Origin of the sequence: Streptomyces sp. NPDC004732 (assembly GCF_040609235.1) — a bacterium.
Classification (GTDB): domain Bacteria; phylum Actinomycetota; class Actinomycetes; order Streptomycetales; family Streptomycetaceae; genus Streptomyces.
Genome location: NZ_JBEXJR010000001.1, coordinates 553,094 through 570,868, shown reverse-complemented (window position 1 = coordinate 570,868; position 17,775 = coordinate 553,094). Strand labels below are relative to the sequence as shown.

Annotated in this window: 12 protein-coding genes and 1 pseudogene; 7 read left to right on the top strand and 6 right to left on the bottom strand. The window is 73.7% G+C overall.

All coding sequences use genetic code 11. The annotated features are described in order from the left end of the window. Positions 1-17 precede the first annotated feature (17 nt). Positions 18-506, bottom strand: a complete 489-nt coding sequence (locus tag ABZV77_RS02375) for a hypothetical protein (protein ID WP_356249387.1) — start codon at positions 504-506, stop codon at positions 18-20. 213 nt (positions 507-719) lie between these two features. Between ABZV77_RS02375 and cyc2 the strand changes: the two genes are divergently transcribed. Next, complete coding sequence (gene cyc2, locus ABZV77_RS02370) at positions 720-2,885, top strand: germacradienol/geosmin synthase Cyc2 (RefSeq protein ID WP_356249385.1); 2,166 nt, start codon at positions 720-722, stop codon at positions 2,883-2,885. A 183-nt stretch (positions 2,886-3,068) separates the two neighbouring features. Next, positions 3,069-4,949: pseudogene (gene phsA, locus ABZV77_RS02365) on the top strand (O-aminophenol oxidase PhsA). On the opposite strand, the gene ABZV77_RS02360 reads toward phsA, so the two are convergent. Then, positions 4,946-5,680 (bottom strand): hypothetical protein, encoded by a 735-nt coding sequence (locus ABZV77_RS02360; RefSeq protein WP_356249383.1) that lies wholly within the window; start codon positions 5,678-5,680, stop codon positions 4,946-4,948. The pseudogene phsA and the gene ABZV77_RS02360 sit on opposite strands and share 4 nt — an antisense overlap. Positions 5,681-5,854: 174 nt before the next feature. Here ABZV77_RS02360 and ABZV77_RS02355 point away from each other — a divergent pair, with 174 nt between their 5' ends. From ABZV77_RS02355 to ABZV77_RS02345, 3 genes are all read left to right on the top strand, one after another. Further along, positions 5,855-6,724 (top strand): LysR family transcriptional regulator, encoded by an 870-nt coding sequence (locus ABZV77_RS02355; protein ID WP_356250154.1) that lies wholly within the window; start codon positions 5,855-5,857, stop codon positions 6,722-6,724. A gap of 223 nt (positions 6,725-6,947) precedes the next feature. After that, positions 6,948-7,568 carry a PDZ domain-containing protein gene (locus ABZV77_RS02350; RefSeq protein ID WP_356250152.1) on the top strand — a complete coding sequence of 207 codons (621 nt, stop codon included), beginning with the start codon at positions 6,948-6,950 and terminating at the stop codon, positions 7,566-7,568. Between the two features lie 63 nt (positions 7,569-7,631). Beyond that, a complete protein-coding gene (locus tag ABZV77_RS02345) occupies positions 7,632-8,756 on the top strand; it encodes an aminopeptidase P family protein (protein WP_356249381.1) in 1,125 nt (374 codons plus the stop codon). Between the two features lie 56 nt (positions 8,757-8,812). On the opposite strand, the gene ABZV77_RS02340 is transcribed toward ABZV77_RS02345, so the two are convergent. Both ABZV77_RS02340 and treZ read right to left on the bottom strand, forming a co-directional pair. After that, entirely contained in the window at positions 8,813-9,826 is a 1,014-nt protein-coding gene (locus ABZV77_RS02340) for an aldo/keto reductase (RefSeq protein WP_356249379.1), read from the bottom strand. A 234-nt stretch (positions 9,827-10,060) separates the two neighbouring features. Further along, complete coding sequence (gene treZ / locus ABZV77_RS02335) at positions 10,061-11,806, bottom strand: malto-oligosyltrehalose trehalohydrolase (RefSeq protein ID WP_356249377.1); 1,746 nt, start codon at positions 11,804-11,806, stop codon at positions 10,061-10,063. A gap of 178 nt (positions 11,807-11,984) precedes the next feature. Between treZ and ABZV77_RS02330 the strand changes: the two genes are divergently transcribed. After that, positions 11,985-12,536, top strand: a complete 552-nt coding sequence (locus ABZV77_RS02330; protein WP_356249375.1) for a DUF1707 and FHA domain-containing protein — start codon at positions 11,985-11,987, stop codon at positions 12,534-12,536. Between the two features lie 19 nt (positions 12,537-12,555). Here ABZV77_RS02330 and ABZV77_RS02325 read toward each other — a convergent pair whose 3' ends face one another. Beyond that, positions 12,556-13,839: a M14 family zinc carboxypeptidase gene (locus ABZV77_RS02325; RefSeq protein ID WP_356249373.1), complete on the bottom strand. Its 1,284-nt coding sequence runs from the start codon at positions 13,837-13,839 to the stop codon at positions 12,556-12,558. 181 nt (positions 13,840-14,020) lie between these two features. On the opposite strand from ABZV77_RS02325, the gene ABZV77_RS02320 reads away from it, so the two are divergent. Next, positions 14,021-15,253 (top strand): cytochrome P450, encoded by a 1,233-nt coding sequence (locus ABZV77_RS02320; protein ID WP_356249371.1) that lies wholly within the window; start codon positions 14,021-14,023, stop codon positions 15,251-15,253. Here ABZV77_RS02320 and treY read toward each other — a convergent pair. Continuing rightward, a complete protein-coding gene (gene treY, locus ABZV77_RS02315) occupies positions 15,189-17,765 on the bottom strand; it encodes a malto-oligosyltrehalose synthase (protein ID WP_356250150.1) in 2,577 nt (858 codons plus the stop codon). The genes ABZV77_RS02320 and treY overlap by 65 nt on opposite strands. Between the last annotated feature and the right edge of the window lie 10 nt (positions 17,766-17,775).

Genomic DNA, 17,775 nt, shown 5'->3' with positions numbered 1-17,775 from the left:
GGTCCGCGGCGGCCGGGTCAGCCTGCGGCCTCGTCGAGGACCGAACGCCAGCGACTCCGGTCACGGTCGTAGTGCAGCGGGCCCACCGCGAACTCCGTCAGGTCCAGCGCGGTGAGCCTTTCGTACGCCTCGGCGGGAAGGTCGGGCTCCAGGACGATGTCGAGGCCGGTGGCCGCGTCCTGCAGCACGATCGGCCGGGCCCCGCGAGCCTCGCCCGGTGTGCCGGGGGCGGGCGACGCCGGGTGCGCCGTCTTCCGTACGACCCCCTTGAACGCGTTGTACGCGTCCTTGACGGCCTCCGCCCCGAGGCCGGTGAGGAACGCCTGGAGCGGCAGCGAGGCCAGCACGATCCAGGGGATGTCGGCGGCGCCGCGGTGGTCGACGGTGTGCCGGACGCGGACCGGCGGGGCGCCGAGCCCGCCGAACACGGCGACCAGCTCGCGGCGGAGTTCTTCGGGGACCTCGCGGTCCAGGAGCAGCTCCGCTCGCAGCGGCGCATCGGTCATGGACGTGCTTCCTTCCGAGGGCGTGGACGGCAGCCTAGAGGCGTGGACCGTGCGCAGGCGGGGAAACCCGTGATTCGGTGCGACCGGCCCGGGACGTCGTCCCTTACCTTCGCGTGCCCTCGCCACGCATCGAAGTGCGCCCGGTTCACGCGATGGTGCGATCATCGGCCGCCGCACGGATGCCGGTGGAGGGCCCCGGGTAGGGCCGGGCACATGACGCAGCCGTTCGAACTCCCGCACTTCTACATGCCGTACGCCGCGAGGCTCAACCCGCACCTGGAGGAGGCCCGCGCGCACTCCGCGCGGTGGGCCCGGGACATGGGCATGCTGGAAGGTTCCGGCATCTGGGACCGGAGCGACCTCGACGCGCACGACTACGGCCTGTTGTGCGCGTACACCCACCCCGACTGCGACGGCCCCGCGCTGTCGCTGATCACCGACTGGTACGTGTGGGTGTTCTTCTTCGACGACCACTTCCTGGACATGTACAAACGCACCCAGGACAGGTCGGCGGGCAAGGCCCACCTGGACCGCCTGCCGTTCTTCATGCCGATGGACCTCTCCGCCGAACTGCCCGAGCCGCGGAACCCGGTCGAGGCGGGCCTCGCCGATCTGTGGGCGCGCACGGTGCCCGCGATGTCCAAGGACTGGCGCCGCCGCTTCGCGGAATCGACGGAACACCTGCTCAACGAGTCGATGTGGGAGCTCTCCAACATCAACGAAGGGCGGATCGCCAACCCCGTCGAGTACATCGAGATGCGCCGCAAGGTCGGCGGCGCCCCCTGGTCGGCGGGCCTCGTCGAGTACGCGACGGCGGAAGTGCCCGCGGCGGTCGCCGGATCGAGGCCGCTGCGCGTCCTCATGGAGACCTTCTCCGACGCCGTCCACCTGCGCAACGACCTCTTCTCGTACCAGCGCGAGGTCCAGGAGGAGGGCGAGCTCAGCAACGGAGTGCTCGTTCTGGAGACCTTCTTCGACTGCACGACCCAGGAGGCGGCCGACACCGTCAACGACGTCCTGACCTCACGCCTGCACCAGTTCGAGCACACGGCGGCCGCCGAAGTGCCCGCCGTCGCCCTGGAGAAGGGCCTCACCCCGGCGGAGGTCGCGGCGGTCGCCGCGTACACACAGGGACTCCAGGACTGGCAGTCCGGCGGCCACGAATGGCATCTGCGCTCCAGCAGGTACATGAACGAGGGCGCACTCGACGGCTCACCTTTCGCCGGACCCACCGGCATCGGGACCTCGGGCACCGACATGGCGACGCTGCTCGCCGCCGCGGGGGCGGAGCGGCTGCGCTCCTTCACCCACGTGCCCTTCCAGAAGGTGGGGCCCTCGCTGATCCCCGACCTGGGCATGCCGTGCCCGCCGCGGCTCAACCCGGGACTCGACACCGCGCGGCAGCGGCTCACCGGGTGGGCGCACGCGATGGGCATCCTGGAGGAGGGCATCTGGGACGAGGACAAGCTCCACGCGTACGACCTGGCGCTGTGCTCGGCGGGAATCGATCCGGACGGCACCCTGGAGGCGCTCGACCTCAGCACGCAGTGGCTCGCCTGGGGCACCTACGCCGACGACTACTACCCCCTCGTCTTCGGCCGCTCCCGCGACCTGGCCGCCGCGAAGCTCTGCACCGAACGCCTCTCCGCCTGCATGAACCTCACGGACGAGCCGGTGCCGGTGCCCGCGAACGCCATCGAGCGAGGCCTCGTCGACCTGTGGGCGCGCACCGCCCGCGACCTGCCCGACGAGCGGCGCAGGACGCTGCGGGACGCCGTGGACGTCATGACGGAGAGCTGGGTGTGGGAGGTCTTCAACCAGCTCCACCACCGCATCCCCGACCCGGTCGACTACCTGGAGATGCGCCGCGCCACGTTCGGCTCCGACCTCACCATGGGCCTGTGCCGGATGGGCCGCGGCCTCGCCGTGCCGCCCGAGGTCTACCGCAGCGGTCCCGTCCGCTCCCTGGAGAACGCCGCCGCCGATCACGGCATGCTCTGGAACGACATCTTCTCGTACCAGAAGGAGATCGAGTACGAGGGCGAGATCCACAACGGCGTCCTCGTCGTGCAGAACTTCTTCGGCTGCGACTACCCGGCGGCGGTGCGCGTCGTCCACGACCTGACGACGCAGCGCCTGCGGCAGTTCGAGCACGTCGTCGCGCACGAACTGCCGACTCTGTACGAGGACTTCGCACTGTCGCGGAAGGCGCGCGCGGCCATGGACGGCTATGTCGCGGATCTGCGGAACTGGATGGCGGGGGTGCTGCACTGGCATCAGGCATGTCGGCGTTACGGCGCGGAGGATCTGGCCGGGCGCGCGCACGGCTTCGTGCCCGACCGGGTGCCGAGGGTGCCCTCGATCGCCGGTCCGCGCTGATTCGGCGCGGCCCCCTTCGGATGGTTTCATCCGGAATGCAGGATTCGTGGAACTCCGGTGGTGCGCCAGGAGTCTTCTGAAGTGAAGGCGGCCTACGAGCGGCCGCGCAACGGGGGATGGACACGGGGGTGTTCGATCTTGACCGACATCATTGAGCGCATCACTGGAAGCATCACTGAGAAGCTGACGGGCGACGAAGCGGCAGCGAAGGGCGGGGCGACCGCCGACGGCGAACTGGTGCCCTTCGTGGCGCCGTTGACCGTCCCGCCCGTCCTGCGGCCCGAGCCCGCGGACGGACGCGAAGAGACCGAGATCGCGCTGCGGCCGACGTGGGTGCGGCTGCACCCGCAGCTCCCGCCGACCCTGATGTGGGGGTATGAGGGCTCGGTGCCCGGCCCCACCATCGAGGTGCGGCGCGGCCGCCGGATCCGCATCGCCTGGACCAACCGCATTCCGCAGGGCGAGTATCCCGTCACGGCCGTCGAGGTCCCGCTGGGCGACCCGCAGAAGGACCCGCCGCCCAGCACCGAGCCGGGCCGCGCGGGCGTCGAGCCGAACAAGGACGTGGCGGCGCTGCCCGCCTGGTCGGTGACGCACCTGCACGGCGCGCAGACGGGCGGCGGCAACGACGGCTGGGCGGACAACGCCGTGGGATTCGGCGACGCCCAGCTCTCCGAGTATCCGAACGACCACCAGGCGGTCCAGTGATGGTATCACGACCACGCCATGAACATCACACGGTGGAACGTGATGGCGGGTCTCTACGGCACGTACCTCGTCCGGGACGACGAGGAGGACGCGCTCCAACTGCCCTGCGGCGAGCGGGAGATCCCCCTGCTCATCGCCGACAGGAACCTGGACACGGACGAGGGCGACGACCGGTTGAACGGCCGCCTCCTGCACAAGACCACCATCATCGACCCGAAGAACGCGGAGACGGGCAAGCCGGTCTCCCTGCCCTTCTCGGGTCCCTACACCACGGTCAACGGCCGCATCTGGCCGTACGCCGACGTGGACCCGGCCTGGTACCGCTTCCGCCTGGTCAACGCATCGAACGCGCGCATCTACGACCTGGTCCTGGTCGACGAGGACAACAACCCCGTGCGGGGCGTCCTGCACCAGATCGGCAGCGACGGCGGGCTCCTGCCGCGCCCCGTGCCGGTCGACTTCGAAGGGGCCCTGCCGACGCTCACCGTCGCCCCGGCCGAGCGCATGGACCTCCTCATCGACTTCCGGGAGCTGGCCGGGCAGCGGCTGCGCCTGGTCAACAAGGGCCGGGGCCAGGCGCCCGGCGTGCCCGACGTGGCGAACGACGTGCGCTATCCGCAGGTCATGGAGTTCCGGGTGGGCGAGTGCGCCGATCCTGACGTCCCCGACACCTTCGAACTGCCGGAGATCCTCTCGGGCTCCTTCCGCCCGCTCTCGCACGACATCGCGCACGGCCACCGGCTGATCGTGCTGACCCCGCCCGCCACCAAGGGCGGTGGCGGGCATCCGGAGATCTGGGAGATGGCCGAGGTCGAGGAGCCCGGCGACATCCGGGTGCCGACCGAGGGGATCATCCAGCTGCGCGGGCCCGACGGCAAGGTCAAGACGTACCGCCGGATCGCCCGCACGTTCAACGACGGCCTCGGCATCACCATCGCCGAGGGCAGCCACGAGCAGTGGAGCTTCCTGAACCTCGCCGTGAACCCGCCGGTGGTCCACCCGATGCACATCCACCTGGCGGACTTCCAGCTCCTCGGCAGGGACACCTTCGACGTCTCGGGCTTCGACGTCACGATCGGCGGCACCCGCACACCGGTCGCCGCCGACCCGCAGCGGCCCGTCCCGCTCGCTCCCAACGAGCGCGGCTGGAAGGACGTCTTCCGGGTGCCCGGCGGCCAGATGCTGCGCGTCATGGGCAAGTTCGACGGGGCGTACGGCCGCTTCATGTACCACTGCCACTTCCTGGAGCACGAGGACATGGGCATGATGCGGCCCTTCGTGGTCATGCCCAAGGAGGCCCTGAAGTTCGACCACGGCGCGGGGCACGGCGGCGGCCACGGGGGCCACGGAGGCTAGCCGGTCACGCCCGCGCGGCGGACGGCGGCTCGCGCCAGGGCCCGCACGATCGGGTGCGGCCGTGAGCCGTCGCCGGCCAGCTCGGGCTGGAAGAGGGAGGCCAGGAAGAAGGGGTGGCCGGGGAGTTCGGCCAACCGCACCTGGCCGTCCTCGTCCTCGCCGGAGAAGCGCAGCCCGTGGGCCCGCAGCGTGTCGAGGTGGGCACTGGGGCCGTACGAGCAGTGGTAGCGCTCGACCGACGTGCGGGCGCCCACGACGGACTCGGCGAGCGAGCCCGCCGCGATGGTCACCGTGCCCTCGTGGCCGACCAGCGAGCAGGCCAGGGGCGTGAGGAGCAGGTCGTCGGCGTCGGGGTCGTTCTCGGCGTGGGCGACATCGGTCAGGCCGCACACGTTCCGCGCGTACTCCAGGAGCGTGTGCTGGAAGCCGCCGCAGGTGCCGAGGAAGGGCACGCCGTCCTCGCGCGCCGTGCGGATCGCGGCGAGCGCCCCGGCCTCGCTGCGGTAGGGGCTGCCCGGCACCACCCACACGGCGTCGAAGCCGCGCACGGCGTCCGGCTCCCCGGCGTCCTCGGTCGGGATCCAGTACGCGTCGAGGACGAGGCGGTCCCGGGTGGCGAGGGCGTCAAGGAGGAGCGGGATCCGGGTGTGGGAGAGGACGTTCGGCGAGCGGTCGCCGACGAGGGCGATGCGGGCGGCACGGGGCGCGGGGGCGTTCGGGGCTGTGGTCATGCCGAGCATCCTGGGCGCGCTCCCCAGTTCACGTCCAACGATGAAATCTGCATCTCCCATAAGTGATTCTGATGAGCGATGACGGCCTCTCCCTCGACCGCCGACCGCCGACCGCCGACCGCCGACCGCCGACCACTGACCGCCTCTCCGGCGACCTGGAGGATCCTTGCGGGCATGGACCCGCACCTCCTGCGCACGTATGTGACGGTGGCCCGCCTCGCCTCCTTCTCCGAGGCCGCCCGCGAGCTCGGCTACACCCAGTCCGCCGTCTCCCAGCACATCGCCGCCCTCGAACAGGATCTCGGCGCGGCCCTGCTCACCCGCCGACCGGTGGCCCCCACCCCGGCGGGCGACCGCCTCCTGGAGCACGCGGGCCCGCTGCTGCTGCGCCTGGACGCGGCCCGCGCCGAGGTCGTCCGCATGGCCGCCGCCCCCGAGCAGGGGCTGACGCTCGCCGCCGCACCGGCCGCGCTGACCCCGCGTACGGTCCGGGCGCTGCCCATGGCGGGCGTCACCCTCTCCGTGCTGTCGCGCGACGAGATACCGGCGGCCGTCGCGACCGGCGCCGCCGACCTCGGCCTCGTCGACGGCCTCGCCGCGCCCAGTGATCCCCTGCACCTGCCGGACGTCGCCCCGCTGAGCGCGCACGCCGTCGCGGAGGAACCCGTCGCCGTGCTCCTCGCCGAGGACCACCCCTTGGCCCGCCGCGCCGGACTGCGCCTCGGCGACCTCGTGGACGCGCGCTGGCTCGACGCCCCGGGCACCGCCCTGCCGCTGGCCCAACTCCGCGCCGCGAACGGCACGTCGGGTTTCCGCCCCGCACTGCGCTACGACGGTACGGACCTGCGTACCCTCGCCGCGCTGGTCGCCGCGGGACACGGGCTCGCCCTGCTGCCGAAGGCGCCCGCCGACGAGGCGCGGGGCACGGTCGCCGTGCCGCTGACGTCTCCCCGCGTCGTCCACCGCACGGAGCTCCTGCACGCGGGCGCGCTCCGCGGGCCCGCGCGGACACTGGCCGCACAGCTGGACGTCACCCGTTCGTGAAGCGTCGCCGCGGGGTCACTCCGGGTAGAGCTGTGGCCGGAGGCGAGCCATGGATCAGACTGCGTTGCGTCCCAAGCCGATGCCGGGCCAGAACCCCGGCCAGAACCCCGATCCCAGTCCGAAAACGAGTCCGAAACCGAGTGCGAGTGCGGGCGTGAGTTCGAGTACGAGTGCGAGTACGAGTGCGAGCACGCGCCCGGCCCCCGGAAAGCGCTTCGGCAGGCTGCTCGGGCCCGGCAGGAGCCACCGGCCGCACGCGGTGCGGCGTCGCGGCAGGCGGCTGACGACCCTGCTGTTCGGACTCCTGGTCGCGGTGGCGCTGGTGCTCTCGGGCATCGGCATCGGCACCGTGAGCGCCACCGTCATCGGCTTGAGCAAGCTCGCCGAGATACAGCAGGCGGCGCCCGGTCAGGCCGGGCCCGCTGCCGCTCCCGGCTCCGCTGCCGCTCCCGGCTCCGTTCCGCAGTCGCCGGTTCCGAAGCCCCCTGCTGTGAAGCCCCCTGTTTCGCAGCAGGGCGCACCCCTGAAGCCGGGGCCGCGTCCGCCCGCCACCCAGCCCCGTACCTCCGAGGCCCGCACCGCCACCCTGGGCATCGAGGCCGTCGACGCTCCCGGGGGCGCGGGCGCCCTGCTCGTCGGCGTGCACGTACCCGGTCCCGGGCACACCGCGGGCCTGGTGCGCGGTGACACCCTGCTCGTGGTCGGCGGGACCCGGATCGACTCGGCGGCCGAGCTGGCGGCGGTGGTCGGTGCCGCGCGTCCAGGGAGGGGACTGGCCCTGACGGTGCGCCATGAGAGCGGCGGACGCCAGGTCCTGTCCGTCAGGCCCGGCGTCGTGACCTGACCCGGGCTCGCGGTCGCGAGCGGCGCGGGGCAGGATCTCTGGCGTAGACAACAGGAGGTCCACATGAGCAGCGCGCCCGCGCCCTTCACCGCCGACGACTACCGAGCACGCATGGAGCGCGCCGCGGCCACGGCCGCGGACGCGGGCCTGGCGGGCGTGCTCGTCGCCCCCGGACCCGACCTCGTGTGGCTCACCGGCTACCGGCCGACCGCCGACACCGAGCGCCTGACGCTCCTCGTGCTCGCGGCCGGACAGGACCCCGTCCTCGTGGTCCCCACCCTGGAGGCCCCGGACGCCGCGCGGGCCGCGGGCGCGTCCGCGCTGACCCTGCGGGACTGGACCGACGGCAAGGACCCGTACGCCGTCACGGCGCCCCTCCTGGACGCATCGGGCCGCTTCGGAGTGAGCGACAACGCCTGGGCGATGCACCTGCTCGGCTTCCAGCAGGCGCTGCCCGACACCTCCTACCTCTCCCTCACGCAGGCGCTGCCGATGCTCCGCGCGGTCAAGGACGACGCCGAGCTGGAGCGCCTCGCGGCGGCGGGCGCGGCGGCCGACGCGGCGTACGAGGAGATCCAGAAGGTGTCCTTCGCGGGCCGAAGGGAGACGGACGTCGCCGCCGACCTCGCCGACCTGCTGCGGCGGTTCGGGCACTCCCAGGTGGACTTCACCGTCGTCGGCTCGGGCCCCAACGGCGCCAACCCGCACCACGAGGCGGGCGACCGCGTCATCGAGCGCGGCGACATGGTCGTCCTCGACTTCGGCGGACTGCTGCACGGCTACGGCTCCGACACCTCCCGCACGGTCCACGTCGGTGAGCCCACCGCGGAGGAGCAGCGCGTCCACGACGTGGTGCGCGAGGCGCAGGCGGCGGGGTGCGCGGCCGTGCGGCCCGGCGCGGCCTGCCAGGACATCGACCGCGCGGCCCGCGACGTGATCACCGAGTTCGGCTACGGCGAGTACTTCATCCACCGCACCGGACACGGCATCGGCGTCACCACCCACGAACCGCCCTACATGATCGAGGGCGAGGAGCAGCCGCTGGTGCCCGGCATGTGCTTCTCCGTGGAGCCCGGCATCTATCTGCCGGGGCGCTTCGGAGTGCGCATCGAGGACATCGTGACGGTCACCGAGGAGGGCGGGCGGCGGCTCAACACCACCGCCCGCGAGATGGCGATCGTCGACTGACGCCGTCGGCGCCGGACCGGGCGTGTCAGGCCGGGCGCGTCAGGCCGGGCGGGCCCTCAACCGACGTCGGTGCGGGGCCCGTTGCGCGGCTCGCGGCCCGGGTAGTGGGCGAGGACGTTGTACGGATAGGGCAGGGGCCGCGCGCTCGCCTCCGTCAGCCGCTCCCGCTGCTCGGGCGTCAACTCCCAGTCCACACAGCCGAGGTTGTCGGCCAACTGCTCGACGGACCGCGCCCCGACGATCGGCGCGGTCACGCCGGGCTGCTGGAGGAGCCAGCGCAGCGCCACCTGCGCGGGGGAGCGCCCGGCCTCCTCCGCGACCTCAAGCACCGCGTCGACGACCCGCCAGGTGTCCTCGGTGGCCCGCTCCGCCCAGCTGCCCGCGCCCCGCGTGCCCTGCGGCGGGGCCGCCATGCCCCGCCGGAACTTGCCCGAGAGCCAGCCGCCGTGCAGCGGGCTGTACGGAATGACGCCGACGCCTTCCGCCGCGCTGAGCGGCAGCAGCTCCCACTCGATGTCGCGCCCGAGCAGGTTGTAGAACGGCTGCAGACACGAGTACGGCTCCCAGTCGTGCGCCCGCGCCACGTCGAGGGCCTTCTGCAGCTGCGCCCCGGAGTGGTTGCTCGCGCCCAGGTAGCGCACCTTGCCCGCCTTCACGAGGGTGTCCAGGGTGGACAGGGTCTCCTCGACGGGTGTCGTCGCGTCCCACACGTGCGTCTGGTACAGGTCGATGTGGTCGGTGCCGAGGCGCCGCAGGCTCGCCTCGACGGCCGACACGATGTGCTTGCGGCTCAGGCCACCGGCGTTCGGCGCGTCGCTCATCGTGGCGAACACCTTGGTGGCGACGACGAGTTCGTCCCTGCGGCGGCCCTTGAGCCAGCGGCCGAGGATCTCCTCCGACACGCCGCGCCCGTACATGTCGGCCGTGTCGATGAACGTGCCACCGGCCTCCGTGAACGCGTCCAGCATGCGGTGCGACGTCGCCTCGTCCGCGCCGCTGCCGAACGTCATCGTGCCGAAGCAGAGTTCGCTGACGCGCAGCCCGGTCCGGCCCAGGAATCGTTGCTTCATGATCGCCTCCCCTAGGGACTGTGTCGGAAGTCCCGCCTGTCCCGCGGCGTCCGGCACGCACTCCCCCACGCCTGAAGGGCGCGGGGGGACCCCCAGCCGCGTTGTCGGGACACCCCGATACAACCAGTATCGGGGCGACCCTCCGCCTTGCGATCGCACGCACCGGACGCCGCGGGACCCGCCCTCCGGGCGAACGACGGGACTTCCGACACAGTCCCTAGGTGGCCCCCGAGGTTACGCGGTGGCCAGGATCACGCACGATTCGGCGGGCAGGCGCACCACCCCGTCCGCGCCGGGCGCGTCGACCGGCTCCCAGGCGGCGAGCACGCGCGCGTGGCGCCCGTCCAGCGGCACGGTGACGGGCTCCTTGCCGAGGTTCACGGCGATCCGCAGGTCCCCGCGCCGGAACGCGAACCAGCGGGCCCCCTCGTCGTAGGCGACCCGCACCGCCGACAGGTCGGGGTCGGTCAGGTCGCCGCGGGCGCGCCGCAGGGCGATCAGTTCCCGGTGCCAGGCGAGCAGCCGCGCGTGGTGGCCTTCCGCGGACTCGGACCAGTCCAGGCACGACCGGTCGCGGGTCCCGTGGTCCTGCGGGTCGGGGATGTCCTCCTCGGCCCACCCGTGGGCAGCGAACTCCCTGCGCCTGCCCCGGCGCACGGCCTCGGCGAGATCGGGGTCCGTGTGGTCGGTGAAGAACTGCCAGGGCGTCGTGGCGCCCCACTCCTCGCCCATGAACAGCATCGGCGTGAACGGGCTGGTCAGGGTGAGCGCCGCCGCGCAGGCGAGCAGGCCGGGGGAGAGGGCGGCCGAGAGTCTGTCCCCCTGTGCGCGGTTGCCGATCTGGTCGTGGGTCTGCGCATAGCCCAGGAAGCGGTACGCGGGAGTCCGCGCGCGGTCCACGGGGCGTCCGTGGGCGCGGCCGCGGAACGTCGAGTACGTCCCGTCGTGGAAGAACCCGTGCGTCAGCGTCTTGGCGAGCGCGGCCAGCGGGGCGTGCGCGAAGTCCTCGTAGTAGCCCTGCGACTCGCCGGTGAGCGCGGTGTGCAGCGCATGGTGGAAGTCGTCGTTCCACTGCGCCTGCAGACCGAGCCCGCCCCGCGCGCGCGGGGTGACGAGCCGCGGGTCGCCCAGGTCCGACTCGGCGATCAGGGACAGCGGCCTGCCGAGCTCGGCGGCCAAGGAGTCCACGGCCACGGAGAGTTCCTCCAGGAAGTGGCACGCGCGCGTGTCGCGCAGCGCGTGCACCGCGTCGAGGCGGAGGCCGTCGACGCGGTAGTCGCGCAGCCAGGCCAGGGCGCTGCCGATCAGGTACGCGCGCACCTCGTCCGAGCCGGGCGCGTCCAGACTGACCGCCGCGCCCCAGGGCGTCTGGTGCGTCTCGGTGAAGTAGGGCCCGAACGCGGGCAGGTGGTTGCCGGACGGGCCGAGGTGGTTGTGCACGACGTCGAGGACGACCCCGAGGCCATGCGCGTGCGCCGCGTCGACAAATCGTTTCAGCGCCTGGGGTCCGCCGTACGGCTCGTGCACCGCCCACAGCGACACCCCCTCGTACCCCCAGCCGTGCCGCCCGGGGAAGGGGCACAGCGGCATCAGCTCCACGTGCGTGACGCCGAGTTCGGCGAGGTGCCCGAGGCGGCCCGCCGCCGCGTCCAGCGTGCCCTCGCGCGTGTACGTCCCCACGTGCAGCTCGTACAGGACCGCCTCCCGCACGCCGCGTCCCGCCCAGGGCGTGCCCCACGCGAACCGGTCGTGGTCGACGACGGCGCTGAGCCCGTCGGGCCCCTCCGGCTGGCGGCGCGAGCGCGGGTCGGGCAGGACCGGGCCCCCGTCCACCGAGAAGCCGTAACGGGTGCCGTCCTCGGCCGCCGCTTCCCCCGCCCACCACCCCGCGCGGTCCCCGTCGCGCTCCAACGCGCGCGTGGCCCCCGCGCACTCCAGCACGACCCGCTCGGCCTCCGGTGCCCACACTTCGAACTTCACCGACGGTTCTCCCTCGTCCGCTGTCCGTCACGCTGTCCGTCACGCCGTGCGTCCCCTCGTGTGTCCCATGGTGCGTCAGAAACCGTCGTTCCGTGGGGGGATCCACCGGGAAGCGATCGGGTAGGTGCCGAAGCCCCCGTTCTGGACACCCGGGCCGCGCTTGACCGACAATCCCCAGGTGACATCCTCTTTCGAGTTCTCCACGTACCCCGCGCGGGTGACGGACGCGGAGCGCGACCGAGCGCTGGACGTACTCAAGGAGGGTGCGGCCGCCGGCAGGCTCTCGCACGACACGTTCGTGCGGCGCATGGAGCTCGTGCTCGCCGCCCGGCAGCCCGACGAACTGGCCGCTCTCACCGGCGACCTGCGGACCGAGGGCCGCTGGTCGCGCAGGGTGCTCGGCGGTGTGGGAGCGGTCTCCGGGTTCACGATGAAGCTGCGCAGGGCCTGGCAGGCCGAGCGCCTGCCGAAGCTGCTGCTGCCCTCGCCCGACAGCAGCCATCCGCTGCGGATCGGCCGCGACCCCGCCAACGGGCTGCGGCTGAGCCACGACACGGTCTCCCGGGTCCACGCCGAGCTGCGGCGGCAGGGCGGCGTGTGGGTGCTGCGCGACCTCGGCTCGACGAACGGCACGTCCGTGAACGGCCGCAGGGTGACCGGTGCGGCGATCGTTCAGGACGGCGACTCGGTGAGCTTCGGCCGGATGGCGTTCCGCCTCTCGACGGACTGACCCCCGCCGACGGACGCACTCAGTCCCGCGCGCGGTCGCTGTCGGCCTGCACGCGCGCGTGCCACGCGGCCGCGACCGTCGTGCGCGACTGGTGCTCCACCTGATCCTCAAGCGGCACCCAGCGGGCCCTGAACCGCTCGGCGAACGCCTCGCTCCACTCCGTCACGAGCAGGTCGAGCCGCGGCGCCGCCCGGTCGCCCGCCTCGTCCAGGACCCGCAGCAGCATCGCGGCGGCCCGCAGCGGCAGGCGCCTGCCGAAGGCGTCGACGCTCCCGATGTACGCCATGGACGTGCCCGCGGGCGGCAGCCGCCGCCAGTCGTCGGCGAGGCCGGGCACCAGACCGAGCGCCCACCGCGCGGCGCGCAGCAGCGGCCCTTCGGGGTCGGGCAGCCGGGGCAGCGCCTCGCCGAGGATCTCCTCGACGAGCCGTGCGTCCCTTCGCAGCCGCCGCGCCAGCGCCCGCATCGCCCGCGCGGGCGCCGGGTGCGGCTGCGGGTCGTCGACCAGATCGCTGGCCCACATCGGGACCTCGACGATCGCGGTGCGTCCTCCGTAGCGGTGGGTGCGGTGCCAGGTGGTGAGCCGGGCGTCCTCGGGCAGGCTCGGGTACGCCGCTTCCGCGCCGGGCCCCGGCAGCACGTGGACGCCCGGCCCGGAGACCGGCCAGCCCGCGGCGTCAGACGCCCCCGTCTCCACGGGTATGTGCAGCTCCGCCGCCGATTTGGCGAACGGCTCCGCGAGGCCGGGGATGTCCTTCGTCAGCTGTACCCAGCTGCCGCCCAGGTCGGTGCCGTGCAGGGACACCTGCAAGTAGGGGCGCAGCTCGTCGATGACGGCGTTCAGGGCGCGGGTCTCGGGCGGCAGCCGGTCGGGCGGCAGGATGGAGGGCGACCACTCGGGTTGCTCGGGTCCCGCGGGGCGGAAGAAGCTGCGGTGGTAGTCCAGGAGCGTGCGGGGTGCGGGCGTGCGGTGCAGGCTCGCGCCGTCCGGGTCCGCGCAGAGCAGGAAGTGCCAGGAGGCGTCGCTGCGCAGCCGCGGGTCGCGCAGGGTCCACTCGGCGAGGTGCAGCAGCGTCGAACCGCCGGTCGGCTCGTTGGCGTGGGCGCCCGCGACGACGAGGACGGCGCGGGCGCGGTGCCCCACCGAGAGCAGGTGCAGCGGCCGCCCCGCGCGCGAGGCACCCACCTCGCGCAGGGAGATCAGGTCGGGATGGTGGGCTGCCAACTGCCGCGCGGAAAAGACGAGTTCAGGGACACTCGGATAGTGCTGCACCGCCAGTTGGCCCCCCGTCCGGTCCACCACTGAGGCAATCGAAGTACGCCACGCCCCGCCAGACGTGTCAAGGACATGCACGACGGAGCGGAGCGGCGGCCGACCTCACTCGAACGGGCGTACGCGGACTGCGGCGGGGCCCGCGCGGTGGTCGTCTTGAACACACCCGCGCGGCCGCTCGCCGCGCCGACGCACAGGTGGGAGCCCCGCGGTGCGCTGCCTCCCCGTCCCGCCGGACGGTCCGATACCCCCGCCCGAACCACCCCTCGCCCTGCGCGTGCCGCTCGCGGCGCCCGAGCGGCCCGCGACGCGCTCCGTGGGCGTGCTGCGTGCGCCGTCCGGCGCGCCGCCGCCCAGCCTCGTGTCGCCCGGCGCCGCGAGGGACCCCTACCCCGTGTTCCGCGTGCTGCGGGAGAGCTTTCCGCTGGTGCGGGACGAGCTGCTCGGGGCGTGGCTGGTGAGCCGGTACGGGGATGTGTGCGGGGCGCTCGCGCAGGACGGGCTCGTCGCGGTGCCGCCGGGGCGGACCCTCGCGCACATGGAGGGCGGGACGCACCGCGCACACCGCGCCCTGGTCGAGCCCGCGCTGCGGGGCCGCGCCGTCGCCGCCCTGGCCGCGGGCGCATCGCGCACTGCCTACGTCCTGGCCCGCCGCGTCGCCGCCCGGCGGGAGGCCGACCTCGTCCCCGAGTTCTGCCAGTGGCTGCCGACCGCCGCGGTCACCGCGGCCCTCGGCCTGCCCTACGAAGACACCGCCCGCGTCCAGCAGTGGTGCCGCGGCGGTCTCACCCACCTCGGCGGCCACCACCACGAACTGGACGCCTGCCTGCGCCCCCATCTGGCGCGCCGCAGGGTCCGCCCCGGCAGCGACCTGCTCTCCGTGCTGTGCACCGCGGAGGTCGACGGACGGCCGCTGTCCGACGAGGCCGTGTCCGGTCTCGTCGGTTCGCTGCTCGGCGGCGGAGGAGAGGCCACCGCGCTCGCGTTCGCCTCGTTCCTCGCCAACCTCGTCGACGACCCGCACCAGCTGGCCCTGGTCCGCGAACGGCCCGAGCTGATCCCCGCCGCCTGGGCGGAGTCCCTGCGCCGCGACCCGCCCGCCCCCGTCGTGCTGCGCCGCGCCGTCCGCCCGGTCACCGTGGCGGGCGCGACGCTGCCCGCGGGGACCGTCGTGGCGTGCCTGGTCGGCGCGGCGGGCCGGGACCCGGACCGGTTCGCCCACCCCGACCGCTACGACGTCCTCCGCGCGGACCCGGGCCGCCTCGCCTTCGGCGCGGGCCGCCACGCCTGCCCGGGCGCCGAACTCGCGGCCCGCACTGCCGAGTACGGCCTGCGCGCCCTCCTCGACGCCCTGCCGGGGCTGCGCTGGGCACCGGGATTCAGACCGGCTCCCCGGGGGCTGCTGACCCGTGGTCCGCGGACTCTTCTCGTACGTCCTCAGTAAGTACGGCCTGGGCGTGGGTCTCCCCGGTCTCCCCTGGCTCGCCGGTCTCTCCTGGCTCCCCTGTCCCGGCGGCGCGCACCAGGAGCGCCACCGGTGACGCGGCGAACAGCTCCGCCACGCGCGCGTGCCCCTCGAACTCCCGCTCCGGAGCGAGCAGATCGGCCCACCGGCCCGCCGGAAGCGCGAGCCCCGTCCCGCGCCAGCCGCCCGCGTCCGCGAGCCGCAGGGACAGCCGCGTCACGGCGACCACGATCTCCCCGGAGCGGGCGAACGCCACACAGTGCGCGGCGCCGGGACCCTCGGCGGCCAGCGGCTCGTACGTCGCCGCGCCCCCGAACAGTTCGGGCCGCCGCCCGCGCAGCCGCAGCGCCGTCGCCGTGAGCGCCAGCTTCTCCTCCGAGAGGTCCCAGCGTTCCCGCTGGGAGTCGAGCCGCTCCAGGACGTGCGGCTGGAAGCGGACGGGCCGCCGGTTGTCCGGGTCGACCAGGGCGCGGTACTCGCCCTCCGTGCCCTGGTAGAGGTCGGGCACTCCGGGCATCGTCAGGTGCAGCAGCGCAGCCCCCAGGACGTTCGCCCGTATGTGGGCGTCCGTCTCCCGCACGAAGGACGCCACCGAGTACAGCGGAGGCCCGCACGGCCCCGCCTCCACGAAGGCGCCCACCGCCTTCTCGTACGCCTCGTTCCGCTCGGTCCAGCTCGTGTGCAGGCCCGCCTCGCGCACGTGCTTCATGAGGGCGTTCTGCAGCCGCTGGTCGTAGGGGAAGCCGAAGCCGACGGCCGTCTGCCAGGCGGCCCAGGCCAGTTGGGGGTCGGGCGCGCCCGTGCCGCCCACGCGCGAGGTCTGCTCGGTGACCTCGGCGAGGAGGTCGGCCCACCGGCCAGGACACTGCGTCAGGACCGAGATGCCCGCCCGTACGTCCGCGCTGCGCTTGGTGTCGTGCGTCGTCAGGACCGTGCCCGAGTAGGGCCAGTCGCGCTGCACGCGCGCGCAGTAGGCGTGGAACTCCGCCACGGACACCGCGGGGCGCTCGGGGGCGCCGCCCACCTCCGCCGCCGAGAGCAGCGGCGCGTGCCGGTAGAACGCCGTGTCCTCGACGGACTTGGCGCGCAGAGCCGACGCGGTCTGCGCGAACCGCGCGCGGAACTCCCGGATGGCTCCGGAGACCGCCGAGGGAGCCCCGGGCTCCCCGGCCTCCCCGACGCGTACGCGCCCCAGCGCCAGGTCCCGCACGACGTCGACCGCCCCGGCCTCCTCGGGCACGCTGAAGGCCGCCCTGGCCTCGTCCGCGGCGCGCACGGTGAGGACCGCTTCGGGAGCGTCGCCCCCGGAGACGTAGGGCCGGTAGACGGGGAGCCGCACGAGCAGCTCCCTGAGCGCGGTGCGCAGCGCCCACGGCGCGTGGTCGCGCAGTGCGGGGACGGCCGCGCAGACCGTGTCCGCCACGCGCGTGAGGCGGTCCACCTCCGTGGCCAGTTCGCTCGTGACGACCTTGTACGCGGCCCGGCGCACCGTCGCGTCCCAGTCGCCGCCCCGGTCCGCGGGCGCCGCGGCGAACCGCCGGTACTGTCCCAGGAGTTCACCGGCGCCCGCTGGGTCGGCGAGGACGCCGTCGATGTGGCGCAGCGCGTCGTAGCCGGTGGTGCCCGCCACGGGCCAGGCGGCGGGCAGCCGCTCGCCGTCGGCGAGGATCTTCTCGACGACCGTCCAGCGCCCGCCGGTCGCCTCGTGCAGCTTCTGGAGGTACGCCCCGGGGTCCGCGAGGCCGTCCGGATGGTCGACCCGCAGGCCCTCGACCACGCCCTCGCGCAGCAGCTGCAGGATCTTCCCGTGCGTCGCCCCGAACACCTCCGGGTCCTCGACGCGCACGCCTATGAGGTCCGAAATGGTGAAGAAGCGCCGGTAGTTGAGCTCGGTGCGGGCCAGCCGCCACCAGGACAGGCGGTACCACTGGGCGTCCAGGAGCTCCGGCAGCGGCAGCTCCGCGGTGCCGTCCCGGAGCGGGAACGCATGGTCGTGATAGCGCAGTACGTCCCCGTCGACCCGCAGCTGCCCGAGCTCGTCCCCGAGCCTGCCGCCGAGGAAGGGCATGAGGACGCGCCCGCCGCCCGCGTCCCAGTCGATGTCGAACCAGCGTGCGTACGGCGACCGGGGGCCCTCGCGCAGCACCTCCCACAGCGCGTGGTTGTGCCGCGGCACCGCCGCCATGTGGTTCGGCACGATGTCCACGACCAGACCGAGCCCGGACTGCCGGGCGGTGCGGGACAGGGACCGCAGCCCGTCCTCGCCGCCCAGCTCGTCCCGCACGCGCGCGTGGTCCACGACGTCATAGCCGTGCGTGGACCCGGGGACCGCTTCGAGCACCGGGGACAGGTGCAGGTGGGAGACACCGAGCGAGGCCAGGTAGGGCACGGCCGCCTCGGCGGCCGCGAAGGGGAAGTCCGGCTGCAACTGGAGCCGGTACGTGGCGGTGGGAGGCGGCGGTACCACGGGCCCTGGGCGCTCCGGCGTCATGCGCGTCATG

Excerpts from the sequence above, each read along its gene's own strand:
- ABZV77_RS02375 (WP_356249387.1), bottom strand. The coding sequence starts at position 506 with ATGACCGATGCGCCGCTGCGAGCGGAGCTGCTCCTGGACCGCGAGGTC.
- cyc2 (WP_356249385.1), top strand. The coding sequence starts at position 720 with ATGACGCAGCCGTTCGAACTCCCGCACTTCTACATGCCGTACGCCGCG.
- ABZV77_RS02360 (WP_356249383.1), bottom strand. The coding sequence starts at position 5,680 with ATGACCACAGCCCCGAACGCCCCCGCGCCCCGTGCCGCCCGCATCGCC.
- ABZV77_RS02355 (WP_356250154.1), top strand. The coding sequence starts at position 5,855 with ATGGACCCGCACCTCCTGCGCACGTATGTGACGGTGGCCCGCCTCGCC.
- ABZV77_RS02345 (WP_356249381.1), top strand. The coding sequence starts at position 7,632 with ATGAGCAGCGCGCCCGCGCCCTTCACCGCCGACGACTACCGAGCACGC.
- ABZV77_RS02340 (WP_356249379.1), bottom strand. The coding sequence starts at position 9,826 with ATGAAGCAACGATTCCTGGGCCGGACCGGGCTGCGCGTCAGCGAACTC.
- treY (WP_356250150.1), bottom strand. The coding sequence starts at position 17,765 with ATGACGCCGGAGCGCCCAGGGCCCGTGGTACCGCCGCCTCCCACCGCC.